This is a genomic window from Nocardia vinacea (assembly GCF_035920345.1).
Classification (GTDB): Bacteria; Actinomycetota; Actinomycetes; order Mycobacteriales; family Mycobacteriaceae; genus Nocardia; species Nocardia vinacea_A.
Map to the genome: position 1 here is coordinate 7228250 of NZ_CP109149.1, position 14599 is coordinate 7242848.

Genomic DNA, 14599 nt, shown 5'->3' on the forward strand with positions numbered 1-14599 from the left:
ATTGTGAGCCGGGCAACATTCGAGACCCGCGCGCCCGCCGCCCACCTACCGGGGCACAATGAGGCGGTGCGCAATCAGACGGCCGCGCCGGACCTGAACCGGACCGGCCTGACCAGGACGATCACGGCCGCGCGGCCGATCGATCTCGCGATCACCCTCGCGCCACTGTCCCGCGGCCGCGGCGACCCGTGTCACCAGGTCACCCATGACCGCGCGCACTGGCACGCCTCTCGAATGCCGACCGGCCCGGTCACCTACCGCCTTATCCAAGCCGATCGCCAAACCGTCGACGCCCGCGCCTGGGGCCCAGGAGCGGCCGAATTCCTCGGCGGCCTCGACCACATGCTGTGCCTGGACGAGGACGTTTCCGACTTCGCCCCCGAACATCCGAAGATCGTCGACGCGCACCGCCGCTTTCCCGGACTGCGCATGCTGCGCACGGGTCTGGTCTTCGAGGCATTGGTTCCCGCCGTGCTGGAACAGAAGGTGCACACCGTCTCCGCCCGCGCGTCCTGGCGAAAGCTGTTGCGACAGTTCGGCTCTCCCGCACCCGGCCCAGCACCCGCCGGACTGCTGCTGCCACCCGACGCCGATACCTGGCGCAAGATCCCGTCCTGGACCTGGCACCGCGCCAATGTCGGGCCGCAGCGCGCGCAGACCATCGTGCGCGCGGCCCGGGTGGCGGACGCACTGGAGCGGGCGGCGGCCGAAAGTCCGGCCGAAGCCGCCCGCCGCCTGCGCACGGTGCCCGGTATCGGGGTGTGGACCGCCGCCGAGATCGGGCAGCGCGCCTTCGGTGACGCGGATGCCCTCTCGGTCGGCGACTACCACCTGGCGGCCATCGTCGGCTGGACGCTGCTCGGTGAACCCATCGACGACGACGCGATGGTCGAATATCTGGAACCGCTACGGCCACATCGCTATCGGGCCGTCCGCCTGCTGGAGATCAGCGGTTACGCGCACAAGCCGAAGTTCGGCCCGCGCACCCCGCTCACCGATCACACCTGGCACTGAGCGGATCCGCCGGACAATTCGTTTCGGCAGGCCGTATTTCGTCTGCGCGACAGCGTGACGTCGATGTGTCAGGGACTCGGCGGTCACCCAGCGCAGCACCCGAATGCAGTCGGCAAGCACCTCCGGGACACCCGGTGGCTCGGCAGCGGGCCTCATAACGGCAGGGCGCGCTCGTCCAGCACACATTTGCCCGCCTCGACCAGCGTGGTCCGCGCCGCACGGCGGACCCGGCACCGGTCGACGGTGCAGTCGATATGCAACTGCATTGCGGCGTGGGCTTGTTCGATTGTCAGCACACCAGGGTCGTTTCCGCAGGCCAATAGGGATGCGACCGGCATGTGCAGGTTGGTGAGTTGCATCAGGCGACCTCCGCCCGGCGGCGCACCGCCCGGACTTGTCGGGTGTACCGAGAGATCGGTCCCTGGTCCCACGGGGCCTGTCGAACCGCCATACCCAGCGCCTCGAGTACGGTCAGGCCGACCTCGTCCGCGAGATCGCCGACCGCGGCGAACAGCGATGGCACCACCTCAGCAACCTTCAGCGCGGCAACCGCCTGGTCGCAGGTCAGCGTGCGTCCGGGCAAATAAGAAACCACCCAGTTCTCCTGCCCGACGCTGCGGGCACGATGCGGGGTCAAATCGCTGGTCATCAAGGACGACGCTATGACACTTACAGCCATGACTCCTCGTTCCTACGTGCGATTCCTGCGACGTTCGGAGGCGGTAGCTTGCGTGACCACGGAGGGCGCCGCGAGCGCCGCCATCGAATACTGTGCGCGCCCGGAGGTTTCACAGGAGGAGGGAAAGGCGCCTGTTCCGCTCCGGGCACACTCCCAGCACACCATCGCGGCAGGTCGCGAACAGTGTCCTTCGTGGATATCCAAAGATTTGAGGCGAATTCCCAGCACAAAACCCAGCAGGGAAGGGAGGATTCTCCATAGTGGACGAAAAAGCCCTCTGCCCAAGCGAAGTGCCGGGGAACCGAGCTTGTGGGGTCGCCCCGGAGCAACCGTTGGGTTTGCATCCGAGCCCGCGGCGTGAGCGAGCGCAGCGAGCGAACCATGTCTCAGGGCGCATCGCGCACGCCGGAGCCGAGCGTCAGCGAGGCGTAGGCGTGAGCGACGGGCACTGAGGCGGAAGCCTGCGTAGCCATGTAGGGACCCGAGAATGTCGCAATTGAATACAGAACGGAGCGTGCTGTGTCAGCGAATTCGGTAAGAGTGTCGGAAACCCCGGACCGGCTATCCCCTGAGAACGCCGCCTCCACTCTACCCAGACGCCAGCTCGGCAGGTATCTCCGGGACTGGCGCACCCAGTCGGGTCTCACCATCGCGGAGGCATCCCGGCTGATGGAGTGGGGCGCAAGCACGTTGCAGCGCTTGGAAAAAGGCCAGGCCGACCGCATCCGAACGATCGATATCCAAGAACTTTGTCGTATCTACGGCATACCGGACGAATTGTCCGATGGTCTGAAGGGCCTGGCCCAACAAGCCGCCGTCAAGAGTTGGTGGCATGCCTACGGCGATCTCATCCCCGAAAACTTCGACGTCTATGTCGGTTTGGAGGCATCGGCTCAGAAACTCACCTCCTACCAATCCGAAATCGTACTCGGCCTACTTCAGATTGCGGACTACGCCAGGGCGCTCAATCGTCTTGGCTACCCGGATGATTCGGACGCGGAGATCGAGCGCCGGGTCCAATTGCGTATGCAGCGGCAGGCTTTGATCACCCGCAAGGTCGCACCGGCGACGGTGAACGTGATCCTGCACGAGTCGGTTTTGCGCCGGGTAGTCGGTGGCGCCAAAGTGATGGCGGCGCAGCTACGTCATCTTGCCGATATCAGCACCCAACCCAATATCTCCCTGCGTATTCTGCCGTTCGCGGCCGGTGTTCCGCTCGGAGTGTCCACCGGACCGTTCACAGTTCTCGAATTCGGTATCGATAGCAAAGGCCAGCCGGTCGAGCCGCCGGTGGTGTACGCAGAGGGCTTCACGGGGGATCTCTACCTCGAAAGACATGCTGATGTACGGCGGTACGATCGTGCGCACGAGTGCCTCCAGCGCTGCGCGCTGGATATTCAACCCAGTAGACATCTGCTCCGGCAGATAGCGAAGGAGTATGTGGCATGAGTATGGATTTGGTTGGCGCGCAATGGTTCAAGAGCACGCGCAGCGGTGCGGGCAAGGACTGCGTCGAGGTCGCCTTTCTCGCGGGCAGCCGGGTCGGCGTACGCGACAGCAAAAATCCCGGTGGACCTGCCCTCGTCTTCGGTACGGGCGCATGGGACGCTTTCACCGCAGGTGTTGCGGGCGGCGAGTTCTGAGGAGTTGCGGGCGTGAGCATCAATGAGGGCGCGAAAGTCGATTTGACCGGTGCGGTCTGGCGTAAAGCCGGCGAGGGCGCGGGTAAGGACAGCGTCGAGGTGGCGCTATTGGATGCCGGGCATGTGGCGCTGCGCGACGGTAAGGACCCGGACGGGCCGGTTCTGGTCTTCACTCCCGGTGAATGGTCCGCCTTCACAGCGGGTGTGCACGATGGTGAGTTCGACCGGCCCGAGTCGTAGGGCGACGGACCCGGCGGGCGTTGTGCCGGCCGCCGGGTCCAGTCATGTGACGTCAGACTGGGTCCCGCCGTATTGATCGGATGTGCTCGGGAAGATCACGAAATAGCGCAGATTCGACAACGAAATCGCGTTTGCCGAGGGTCATTACGGGTAGCCCACATCTTGTGGACCGTGGGCTCAAGAGTTCCCATCCCCGGTACAAGAAATTGCGGCCGGGCGATTGGGTTGAATGGCTGATCGTGGCACTGCTTTTCGCGGTGTCCGCGGTCGGCGTATTTGTCCTGACCGGCTCGTTCCTCTCGGCACTCTTCGTCGGGGTGCTGGTATGGGTCGTCGCCGTCGGGGTTGTCGCGTTGTTATAAGGGTGCGCCGACCGGCCGGGTATTCCTACCCCGGCCGGTGGTCCAGTATCGGTTGATCAGCGCCGGAAGAGCTTGTTGCCCAACCAGACCAGCGGATCGTACTTCTTGTCCGCCACCCGCTCCTTCATCGGAATCAGAGCATTATCGGTGATCTTGATGTGCTCGGGGCAGACCTCGGTACAGCATTTGGTGATATTGCAGAGCCCGAGCCCCTGCTCTTCCTGAGCCAGATCGCGACGATCGGCCACATCGAGCGGATGCATCTCCAATTCGGCGATTCGCATCAGGAAGCGCGGACCGGCGAACGACTCCTTGTTCTCCTCGTGGTCGCGGACCACATGACAAGTGTCCTGGCACAGGAAACATTCGATGCACTTGCGGAACTCCTGGGAACGCTCCACATCGACCTGCTGCATCCGGTAGTCGCCCGGCTTCAGATCCTCCGGCGGCGTGAAAGACGGTATCTCCCTTGCCTTCTGGTAGTTGAACGACACATCGGTCACCAGATCGCGGATCACCGGGAAGGTGCGCATCGGCGTGACGGTGATCAGCTCGTCCGGCTGGAAGGTCGACATCCGGGTCATGCACAGCAGCCGCGGCCGTCCGTTCACCTCGGCCGAACACGAACCGCATTTGCCCGCTTTGCAATTCCACCGCACCGCGAGATCCGGCGCCTGGGTGGCCTGCAGCCGGTGGATGATGTCGAGCACCACCTCGCCCTCGTTCACCTGGACGGTGAAGTCGTGCAGTTCCCCGCCGTCGATATCACCGCGCCACACGCGGAATTTGGCGTCGTAACCCATTCTTACGCCTCGCCTTCCGTGGCCGAAACCGAACCTGCCGGATGGGAGGCGAGATCGGCTGAGTTGTAATACTTTTCGAGCTCACCCAGATCGAAGAGCGCGAGCAGATCGTCCCGCATCGGGATCTGGTCCTCCGGGGTGACCCGCACGCCGGGCACCGGTCCGTCCGCATCGGCGGAATCGATCGCGCACACCAGCAGCTTGTTGCGCCACTCCGGATCCATCGCGGGGAAGTCGTCGCGGGTGTGTCCACCACGACTCTCGGTGCGCAGTAGTGCCGCTTGGGCGACACATTCGCTGATCAGCAGCATATTGCGCAGGTCGAGGGCGAGATGCCAGCCCGGGTTGAACTGCCGATGCCCCTCGACGGTCACACTGTTGAAGCGGGTCCGCAATTCGGCGAGGCGCTCGATGGCCTCCTGCAACTCGTGTTCCTTGCGGATGATGCCGACCAGATCGTTCATGGCCTGCTGCAGATCGGTGTGCAGGGTGTACGGGTTCTCCCCGGTACCTTCGGCGGGCGGATCGAACGGTGCCACAGCGGCTTTCGCGGCCGCGTCGATATCGGCATCGGCCACGGCTGGTCGCGCGGAAAGCTGTTCGACGTAGGTCGCGGCGCCGAGCCCGGCCCGCCGGCCGAATACCAGCAGATCGGACAGCGAATTGCCGCCGAGCCGGTTCGAGCCGTGCATACCACCGGAACACTCACCCGCGGCGAACAAGCCGGGCACGGTCGCCGCGCCGGTATCCGGATCGACCTCGATTCCGCCCATCACGTAGTGGCACGTCGGGCCGACCTCCATCGGCTCTTTCGTAATGTCCACGTCCGCGAGCTCTTTGAACTGATGGTGCATCGAGGGCAGCCGCCGCCGGATCTCCTCGGCGGGCAGTCGCGAGGCGATATCCAGGTACACACCACCGTGTTCGGTGCCGCGTCCCGCCTTCACCTCCGAGTTGATGGCGCGGGCGACTTCGTCGCGCGGCAGCAGATCCGGTGTTCGGCGCGCGGAGTCGTTATCGCGCAACCACTGATCGGCCTCTTCCTCGGTCTCGGCATACTGCCCCTTGAAGACCGGCGGAATGTACTCGAACATGAACCGCTTGCCTTCGGTGTTCTTGAGCACCCCACCGTCACCGCGCACACCCTCGGTGACCAGAATGCCCTTCACACTGGGCGGCCAGACCATGCCGGTCGGATGGAACTGCAGGAACTCCATATTGATCAGCGTCGCGCCGGCCCGCAGGGCCAGCGCGTGGCCGTCACCGGTGTACTCCCACGAGTTCGAGGTGACCTTGTAGGACTTGCCGATGCCGCCGGTCGCGACCACCACGGCGGGCGCCTCGAACAGCACGAACCGGCCGGACTCGCGCCAGTATCCGAACGCACCGGCGATCCGGTCGCCGTCCTTGAGCAATTCGGTGATGGTGCATTCGGCGAAAACCTTGATGCGTGACTCGTAGTCGCCGGTCTCCGCGAAATCCTCCTGCTGCAGCGAAACGATCTTCTGCTGCATGGTCCGGATGATCTCGAGTCCGGTGCGGTCGCCGACGTGCGCCAGGCGTGGGTAGGTGTGGCCACCGAAGTTGCGCTGGCTGATCCGGCCGTCGGCGGTCCGATCGAACAGCGCCCCATAGGTTTCCAGTTCCCACACCCGGTCGGGCGCCTCCTGGGCGTGCAGTTCGGCCATACGCCAGTTGTTGAGGAACTTGCCACCGCGCATGGTGTCCTTGAAATGGACTTGCCAGTTGTCCTTTTCATTGGCATTACCCATCGAGGCGGCGCATCCGCCCTCGGCCATCACGGTGTGCGCCTTGCCGAACAACGACTTGCACACCACCGCGACGGAAAGACCGTGTTCGCGTGCTTCGATCACCGCGCGCAGTCCGGCGCCCCCGGCACCGATGACGACGACGTCGTACTTGTGCCGTTCCACTTCTGGCATGGCCGCGAAACTCCTGGTTTGTGAGGGCGGTTAGTTGATGAACCGCAGGTCCGAAATCGTGTCGCTGGCAACCAACATCACGTAGAAGTCGGTCAACGCCAGCGTGCCGAGGGTGGTCCAGGCCAGCGCCATATGGCGGGTATTGAGCTTGGAGATCTGGGTCCAGAACCAGTACCGCACCGGGTGGGCGGAGAAGTGCTTGAGCTTGCCGCCCATGATGTGCCGGCAGGAATGGCACGACAGCGTGTAGGCCCACAGCAGCACCACATTGCCGACCAACACGATATTGCCGAGACCGAAGCCGAAGCCGCCGGTCTTGCCGTGGAACGCGGTGATCGCGTCATAGGTGTTGATCAGCGAAACCAGCACGGCCACATAGAAGAAGTAGCGGTGCGCGTTCTGGATGATCAGCGGCAGTTTGGTCTCGCCGGTGTATTTGGCGTGCGGTTCGGCGACCGCGCACGCGGGCGGGGAGAACCACACCGCGCGGTAGTAGGCCTTGCGGTAGTAGTAGCAGGTGAGCCGGAATCCGAGCAGGAACGGCAGCACCAGGAAGCCCAGCGGCAGGATCGCCGGGATGTGTCCGAACCACGCGCCGAAATGGCTGGAGCCCTCGACGCAGTCGCTGCTCACGCACGGTGAGTAGAACGGGGTCAGGTAGTGGTACTCCGGAACCCAATATGCCGTTCGCACATACGATCTGATCGTCGCGTATATGACGAAAGCGGCTAGTCCGACGGCGGTTACTAGCGGTGGGACCCACCACCGGTCGGTGCGCAGTGTGCGCGCGGAGATGGCGGCCCTGGTCTTGCTGAAGACGCCGGTGCCCGTTTCCGGGGCGGCGGTCGGTGCGGCACTCACAGGTGGATGCCTCGCTGATCTGCTGTGCGGATGGTCCCCGTGACCTCCGCAATCGAATGTGATGCTGAGCACCATACGACACCCCCGCTATGGCTCGAGCGGGGTCCCGGCAAAGCCGACCCGCCTAGGGGGCCGTGATTTCTGCCACATTCGATCCAGGTTTGGTCGCCACACAGGGTGGTCGATCCCGACCTTTGCGCAGGTCAGCTCAGAGCTGCGCTCGACGTAACGACTGATTTCGCAAGGACATGGGTACTCGTCGGGCACGCCCAAGGGTCACCATGTGCTCGACCGCTGGCCCGGTCGCGAACTCCCCACGCACTTACGACCGGCAAAAGGCGCGGAGAGGCGGAGGAGCGCCGGGTCCGCGAACCGGATTACTTTGTGCGCGGGCGGGAATGGAAGCCGAGACCCTCGTCCTGTGCGCCCATCCACGCAGCTTCGTCGGATTTGCTGTCCGGTACGTAGATGGTCTCTTGCGGACGGCGCGTGATCTCCTGCGGCGGCGACTGCTCCAGTTCGTCGGCATCGATGGCGAGCCGCTCGAGGTCGTTTTCCAGTCGTCGCACCGAATTGGCGTCGCCGTAGTGGGAGCGCAGTGCGCCGATGGATTGCCGGAGCTGGCCGACCGCGTAGCGCAGGTCCGCAATGTCGCTGCGTGTCATCGATACCTCCTGTGTTCCTTGGCGGGCAGACGAACTCGATGGGTAGCGATTGATTCCCTGGTCTGCCTGGAAACGCGCTCTACCGAGTCGTGTGACTCACCACACAACGTGATCTTTAACACAGTACGTGAGAAATTCGATTTTGGCTCGTGGTGCCCGCAAATTTCGGTGGTTCGCCCGAATGTTGCCGAGGGTTGGCTACCCGGACTGTTGTGAGTTCCGACGAACGGTCGTCAGCTGGCGGTGGCGTATTCGGGGCCGTGCCCGTGCATGGCGGTGATGGCCCGGTCGACCAGCGCGACGATGGACAACGCCACCTCCTCGGCCCGCTCCAGATGCACGCTGTGCCCCGCACCCTCGAGCCGGACCAACTCCGAGCCCGCCAGTTGCGAGGCGAGTACCACCGAATGTGCGAAGGGCACAACGATGTCGGCCGAACCGGCCAGCACCAGCGCCGGAATGCCGCCGAGGTGGTGCAGCGACGCGGACTCGTCGAAGGTCATCAGCGAGGCAAGGAAGCTCGACATAGTGAGCAGCGGGGTGTCGTTCATCATCGCCGCGGCCACCGCCACCATGCGCGGATTCGTCCGCCTGGTGCCCATATTCGCCTCGCGGGCGATCGGTTCGAAGATCCGGCGGGAAAGACGCTTCGAGGCCTGCATGAATCGGGGCGCCCGCAGCACCGCGAGCTGCAACGAGTTCACCGCTCGCCGATTCAGGAAACGGCCGAGCCCGACCTCGGTGATGCCATTGGCCGCACCTGCGATGAGGCCGACGCCGACCACTCGGGTGCCGATGGTCGCCGGGAACAGCCGGGCATAGGCGAGGGTGACCATCGCGCCCATCGAATGTCCGATGAGGATGATCGGGCCGGTCGGCACGACCGACCGCAGCACGGCGTCGAGGTCGTGGCCGAGTTGATCGATGGTGTAGGTCGAGGGATGGGCAACACCGGATTCACCATGTCCGCGGTGGTCGTAAAAAACCATCCGTATGTCCGAGCTGCTGTACTTACCCGGTCCGCCGGCTTCGTCGGCCGCCATCCCCAATTGCCGCAACAGCTGATCGCGCAGGAATGACCAGGACTCGGCCCGCAGGCAGTGACCGTGCGCGAAAACGACGGTCAGTTGAGCATCGTCGGCGCCGAAGGTGCGGACCGCGATCGAGGTGCCGTCGTCGGCCGATACCGTGATCCGGTGGCCGTCGTAGTCGGCGGCTCGGCGGGCAGTCGTCGTGGACATGACGATTCTCCTGTGTCTGGTAGGACACCCGGTTCGGAGCGTTCTTGCCCGGTTGTCGGGCGGAATTCCCGACCCGTTAGCGCGCCATACCGTCCGTTATGTACGCGTTGTCCAACTGACGCCGCTGATCGACCTGTCCCGGGCGCGCGAGCCCGTGGATCGGTAAATCTATGAATGGATAGGTCAGGCGCTAGATTCCGGTAGACGTCCATGATCAACCCGTGGCATTGCCGTCTATCGGGTAATCGATCGGATCTCCTAGAGTCCGCTATAAATAGTTATAGGACCGTTACCGTACGCCGAGTATCGGAATTATGTCTATATCTAGAAATTTTCCGAGATATGTGGATACTCCTCACGGAACGAGCCGCCACCCACACATGAGTGACGGCTCGTAGCGGCGCCGCGCCTAGCTGCCCGCGTGGCTACCGGGTCGACGGGAGGAACGGTCGCAGCAGGTTGGCCTCGGTCGACGGACCCGTCTGCCATTCGGCGATCCACGGTCCGGTGCCCTCGCTCGGATCGAAGATGCCATCCTCGAGCCACTCGTAGCGGCCGTCGAGGACGTGGCGGGTGAGGGTGCGATCGTCGTCATCGGTGTTGTCCCACAGCGCGTCGAACAACTTCTTCACCCGGATCCGCGACTGCCTGCTGAAGGTATCGGCTAGTTCCTCGGCGGCCTTGGCCTCCGGCGCGCCCGCGGTCCGCAGTGCTTGCGCGCGCACGCAGGCGGCCGAGATCGCGAACAACTCCGCGCCGATATCGACGATGCGACCGAGGAAGTTCTGCCGGTATTCCAGCCCGGCCTGCCAGCGCGCCATTGCGTACATCAGCGATCTGGCCTGCTTGCGGGCGCTGCGCTCGACGAAGCGCAAATGCCGTGCCAGCGGCCCGAATTCGGCATAGGTCGCGGGCACCGTGCCCGCGCCGACCGCCAGTTGCGGGAACCACTTGGCATAGAAACCACCCGCGCCGACCGCGGCCTTGGCCTTGTCCTTGAACTCCGCATTCCGATCGACCAGCGCACCGGCGGCCGCCATGTGGGCATCGGCCATCTCCCTGGCGACCAGCAGCCGCATGATTTCGCTGGACCCCTCGAAAATGCGGTTGATCCGTAGATCGCGGACCAGTTGTTCGGCCCCGACCGCGCGCTCACCGCGGGCCCGCAGCGACGCCGCCGTCTCGTATCCCCGACCGCCGCGGATCTGCACGAGTTCGTCGGCGATCTGGCAGCTCATTTCGCTGGCCCAGAGCTTGGCCAGGGCAGCTTCGATGCGGATATCGTTGCGGGCCTCGTCGCACATGGTGGCCGAAAGGTCGAGCGCGGCCTCGAGTGCGTAGGTGGTGGCCGCGATGAAGGAGATCTTCTCCCCGACCGCCGCGTGCTCGCCGACCGGTCGACCCCACTGCACCCGCTGGGTGCACCACTGCCTGGCGATCTTCAGCGACCATTTCGATGCGGCCGTACACAGCGCCGGGATGGCGAGGCGGCCGGCATTCAGCGTGGTCAGCGCGATTTTCAGGCCGTCGCCCTCGCGACCGACCAGATTGCGCTTGGGTACCCGGACGTTGTGCAGCCGCGTGACACCGTTCTCGATGCCGCGCAGGCCCATGAACGAATTGCGCCGCTCCACCGTGATGCCGGGCGAATCGGCCTCCACGATGAAGGCCGAGATGCCGCCGCGGTGGCCCTCGCTCTTGGGAATCCGGGCCATGACCACCAGCAGTTCGGCGACCACGCCATTGGTGGTCCACAGCTTCACACCGTTGATCTCATAGGCCTCGCCGTCCGCGGTCGGAATCGCGGTGCTGGCCATGCGGGCCGGGTCGGAGCCGACATCGGGCTCGGTGAGCAGGAACGCGCTGACCGCGCCCGCCGCGCAGCGGGGCAGGAATTCGGCCTTCTGCTCCGGGGTGCCCGCCAGCTTCAGCGGTTCGGGCACGCCGATCGACTGGTGTGCCGAAAGCAAGACCCCGAGGCTCGGGTGCGCGGACCCGACCAGCATCAGGGCCCGGTTGTAGCCGACCTGGGACAGGCCTTGGCCGCCGTACTCTTCCGGGATCTTCAGGCCGAAGCAGCCGAGTTCGGCCAGACCCTTGACGTACTCGTCCGGAATCTTGGACTCCGCCTCGATGATGCTGCCGTCGAGCGATTCGCAGAACGGCCGCAGCCGGGCCAGATAGGCCTCGGTGCGCGCGGCGTCCTCGTCGTTGGGCTGGGGATAGGGGTGGATCAGATCGAGCCGGAATCGTCCCAGAAACATCTCCTTGGCGAACGATGGTTTGACCCAACTGGTTTCGCGGGACTCCTCGACCAGTGCGCGGGCCTGTTCTTCGGTGGCGTCGACTTTCGCGGTAGTCGCCATGATGTCCTCCTCGGACGTGATCAGGATCACATAAGAGTGTAGGAGGGTTTGTTACCAGCCGGTAGATGTCGAGGTAGAGCGTTATCTACCAATCTCTAATGATCTTGATAGGCAGGCAAATGGGCGTAGCGATTGCTTGCAGGTCGCTCGAAAGGGTCAGCTAGCCCTTGCCGTGCGCCGGGGTGCCGGAGTTTTCTTGAAACCGAGCCGCGGATGTGGCGCAGTGGGCTGGAACGCGCCAGACGACGTGGCCTGTATTCCCTTGGAGGGGAGGGGTGTTGTTACGGCCCGGGCAGGTGTTCGCGGAGTATTCGATCGTGCGGCCACTCGGTTCCGGTGGGATGGGCGCGGTCTATCTCGCCGAGGATCCGGTATTGCCGCGGCAGGTGGCGCTGAAGGTGCTGGCCGAGCAACTCGGCGCCAACCATCGTTATCGGAGCATTTTCCGGCGTGAGGCCGATCTGGTGTGTCGCCTGGACCATCCGAATGTCGTCTCAGTCTACAACCGGGGCGAGGAGAGCGAAGCCCTGTGGATGGCGATGCAGTACGTCGACGGCACCGATGCGGGCGAACTCATGCACAAAGAACCCGGCGGATTGGCGCCGAACCGGGCGGCGCACATCGTGTGCGAGGCCGCGAAGGGGCTGCATCACGCGCATGAGCAGAATCTGCTGCACCGCGATGTCAAACCGTCGAACATCCTGGTCGCCGACGGTGCCGACGGTGAACGCGTGCTGGTGGCCGATTTCGGGCTTGCCCGCACCGTCGAGGATGCCGCGACGGTCACCGAAACGGGTTGGCGCGCTTGCACTCCCGCATTCGCCGCACCGGAGGTGCTGCGCGGTCTCGCGGTCGATCGTCGGGCGGACATCTATTCCCTCGGCGCCACCCTGTTGGCGCTGCTGACCGGCGCGAATCCGAATGGGGGTGCACCGTCGCCCGCAGGCACCCGAACGGTGCGGGATACGCTCGCGCCGACTCGAGTGCGTCCGGATGTGCCGCCGGCGCTGGAAGAGGTCATCGCGCGGGCGATGGCGGTGGAGCCGGAGCGGCGGTATCAGACCTGTGTGGAATTCGCGCGGGCCGTCGAACTGGCGGTCAGCGATACCGAACGCTGGTCATACCGGTGGGGGTTGTCCGGCCTGGTTCGTCGTCCGCGCAGTCGCATCGCCGCGCTCGGAGCGATCGCTGTCGTTGTCGTGGCAGCAGTGATGACCGCTGTCTGGCCGACTCCGCATCGATCCGATGGCGCGAACCCCACGACAGTGCCGCAGACGAGCGCTGCGAAGCCGGGCCTGCTGCGGTGCTATTGGCGCGTTCGGGTACCGATCGGCACCGACTTCTATCTCGAATTACCCAGCGGGGCAGCCGATCACGACGATTCGCGCTGCGCGCTCAATGACGGCGATCGGGGCGATTCAGTGCTGGCCTTGCGGCAGGGGCTGACGATGTGCCACGGCATCGAACTGGATGCGACGACGGTGTACGACACCCCGATGATGCGCGCCATTCGGCATCTGCAGGTCGACCACGGCGCCGCGGTCGACGGCATCTACGGACCGGAGACGAGGGCAAAAGCCATCCAGTGGCCGGTATTTCGGGTCGCCGACGGTGCCTTCGACGGCCGATGCGTACCGGCGCCATGACACCCGGAGCCGGCACGCCGGTGGATGTGCGCATCCTCGGTCCGGTCCGGTGGTACGTCGCGGGTCGCCCGCTCGCCGTCGGCGGACCGCTGACCAGGGTGATGCTCGCGGTTCTGGTCGTCAACCGGCGCAATGCCATCTCGCCGACGCGGTTGGCGAACACCATCTGGGATGGTGATCCGCCGCCCAGTTTTCGCGCGAACCTGCACAATCGCATCGCCGAACTGCGGGCCACGCTGCAGGCCGCGGATCTGGTCGCGACCGCGATATTGCGCACCGACAGTTCCGGCAACTACTGCCTCGACATTCACGACGAGCAATGCGATCTCGGCCGTTTCGAACAGGCCAGGACCTCGGCGATGGCCGCATTCGACAGCGGTGATCACGAGCACGCGGCCGAGGACTTCCTACAGGCACTCGGGGAATGGAGCGGAGCGGCGCTGGACGGTTTGCCGATGTCCACCTTCGTCGAGGCGTTCTGCGCACATATGGACGAGGAACGACAGCGCACGCTGGAGGCGCGGCTGGATCTGGAGATCGCCGCCGGCCGTGCCGCCGAGGTCATCGGGGAGCTGCGCGCGCTGACCGCACGTCATCCGCTGCGCGAAACCCTATGGGCCCAACTGATCACGGCGCTGTACGAAGCGGGGCGCGACGGCGATGCGCTCGAAGCATGTCGGGCCGTGCGCCGAATATTGCGGGATCAGGGCATGGATCCGAGTGACCGGTTGACCGGGCTCGAACAGCGGATCCTGCGCCGTGAGCCGGTGCCGAGCCGAGGCCGAATTCGCTTGCGTCTCAATGTGGATACCGATGGATCGACGCTGCTGGATACGCTCGGCCATGTGCTGTTGTGTGTCGATGACGGCAGGCGCTTCGAGGTGACCGGGGCGGGTATGACGATCGGTCGCAGTGCGGATAACGACATCCGGCTCGAGGATGCGAAGACCAGTCGGCATCACGCGAGCGTTGTGTTGGACGGTGATGCGGTCCGGATCGAGGATTGTGGGTCGGCCAATGGCGTGTACGTCAATGACCAGCGCATTCGGGGTCGGGTCGCGCTGGTGCACGGGGACCGCATCCGGATCGGGTCGGTGACACTCGAGGTGCGGCGGCCGCTGGCCTGAGCTGTGTCG

Annotated in this window: 15 protein-coding genes; 7 read left to right on the forward strand and 8 right to left on the reverse strand. The window is 64.8% G+C overall.

Translation table 11 applies throughout. The features are described 5' to 3' along the window. The first annotated feature begins 66 nt into the window (after positions 1-66). The gene (locus OIE68_RS32945; protein ID WP_327094870.1) at positions 67-1014 is read left to right on the forward strand and encodes a DNA-3-methyladenine glycosylase 2 family protein; all 948 of its coding nucleotides are present in this window, start codon (positions 67-69) and stop codon (positions 1012-1014) included. Positions 1015-1166: 152 nt separating this feature from the next. On the opposite strand, the gene OIE68_RS32950 is transcribed toward OIE68_RS32945, so the two are convergent. Next, positions 1167-1373, reverse strand: coding sequence for a hypothetical protein (locus OIE68_RS32950; protein WP_327094871.1), 207 nt, complete (start codon positions 1371-1373; stop codon positions 1167-1169). After that, positions 1373-1663, reverse strand: a complete 291-nt coding sequence (locus tag OIE68_RS32955; RefSeq protein WP_327094872.1) for a hypothetical protein — start codon at positions 1661-1663, stop codon at positions 1373-1375. The genes OIE68_RS32950 and OIE68_RS32955 overlap by 1 nt, the downstream gene beginning before the upstream one ends. A gap of 570 nt (positions 1664-2233) precedes the next feature. On the opposite strand from OIE68_RS32955, the gene OIE68_RS32960 reads away from it, so the two are divergent. The 4 genes from OIE68_RS32960 to OIE68_RS32975 all read left to right on the forward strand — a co-directional run bounded on the left by OIE68_RS32960 (position 2234) and on the right by OIE68_RS32975 (position 3938). After that, positions 2234-3142, forward strand: coding sequence for a helix-turn-helix transcriptional regulator (locus tag OIE68_RS32960; protein WP_327101904.1), 909 nt, complete (start codon positions 2234-2236; stop codon positions 3140-3142). Beyond that, on the forward strand, positions 3139-3336 hold the full coding sequence (locus OIE68_RS32965; protein WP_327094873.1) for a DUF397 domain-containing protein: 198 nt from the start codon (positions 3139-3141) through the stop codon (positions 3334-3336). The genes OIE68_RS32960 and OIE68_RS32965 overlap by 4 nt, the downstream gene beginning before the upstream one ends. A gap of 12 nt (positions 3337-3348) precedes the next feature. Then, the gene (locus tag OIE68_RS32970; RefSeq protein ID WP_327094874.1) at positions 3349-3576 is read left to right on the forward strand and encodes a DUF397 domain-containing protein; all 228 of its coding nucleotides are present in this window, start codon (positions 3349-3351) and stop codon (positions 3574-3576) included. 239 nt (positions 3577-3815) lie between these two features. Continuing rightward, positions 3816-3938, forward strand: coding sequence for a hypothetical protein (locus tag OIE68_RS32975; protein WP_281005320.1), 123 nt, complete (start codon positions 3816-3818; stop codon positions 3936-3938). 56 nt (positions 3939-3994) lie between these two features. On the opposite strand, the gene OIE68_RS32980 is transcribed toward OIE68_RS32975, so the two are convergent. From OIE68_RS32980 to OIE68_RS33005, 6 genes are all read right to left on the reverse strand, one after another. After that, entirely contained in the window at positions 3995-4741 is a 747-nt protein-coding gene (locus OIE68_RS32980) for a succinate dehydrogenase/fumarate reductase iron-sulfur subunit (protein ID WP_327094875.1), read from the reverse strand. 2 nt (positions 4742-4743) lie between these two features. Beyond that, positions 4744-6684 (reverse strand): fumarate reductase/succinate dehydrogenase flavoprotein subunit, encoded by a 1941-nt coding sequence (locus OIE68_RS32985; protein WP_327094876.1) that lies wholly within the window; start codon positions 6682-6684, stop codon positions 4744-4746. 30 nt (positions 6685-6714) lie between these two features. Beyond that, the gene (locus tag OIE68_RS32990; protein WP_327094877.1) at positions 6715-7545 is read right to left on the reverse strand and encodes a hypothetical protein; all 831 of its coding nucleotides are present in this window, start codon (positions 7543-7545) and stop codon (positions 6715-6717) included. A 377-nt stretch (positions 7546-7922) separates the two neighbouring features. After that, a complete protein-coding gene (locus tag OIE68_RS32995) occupies positions 7923-8210 on the reverse strand; it encodes a hypothetical protein (protein WP_327094878.1) in 288 nt (95 codons plus the stop codon). Between the two features lie 233 nt (positions 8211-8443). Then, positions 8444-9451, reverse strand: a complete 1008-nt coding sequence (locus OIE68_RS33000) for an alpha/beta hydrolase (protein WP_327094879.1) — start codon at positions 9449-9451, stop codon at positions 8444-8446. 425 nt (positions 9452-9876) lie between these two features. After that, positions 9877-11817, reverse strand: a complete 1941-nt coding sequence (locus OIE68_RS33005; protein ID WP_327094880.1) for an acyl-CoA dehydrogenase family protein — start codon at positions 11815-11817, stop codon at positions 9877-9879. Between the two features lie 275 nt (positions 11818-12092). Between OIE68_RS33005 and OIE68_RS33010 the strand changes: the two genes are divergently transcribed. Together OIE68_RS33010 and OIE68_RS33015 are read left to right on the forward strand one after the other, a co-directional pair. Next, positions 12093-13463 (forward strand): serine/threonine-protein kinase, encoded by a 1371-nt coding sequence (locus OIE68_RS33010; protein WP_327094881.1) that lies wholly within the window; start codon positions 12093-12095, stop codon positions 13461-13463. Then, positions 13460-14590 (forward strand): BTAD domain-containing putative transcriptional regulator, encoded by a 1131-nt coding sequence (locus tag OIE68_RS33015; RefSeq protein ID WP_327094882.1) that lies wholly within the window; start codon positions 13460-13462, stop codon positions 14588-14590. Before OIE68_RS33010 ends, OIE68_RS33015 begins: the two co-directional genes overlap by 4 nt. Positions 14591-14599 lie beyond the last annotated feature (9 nt).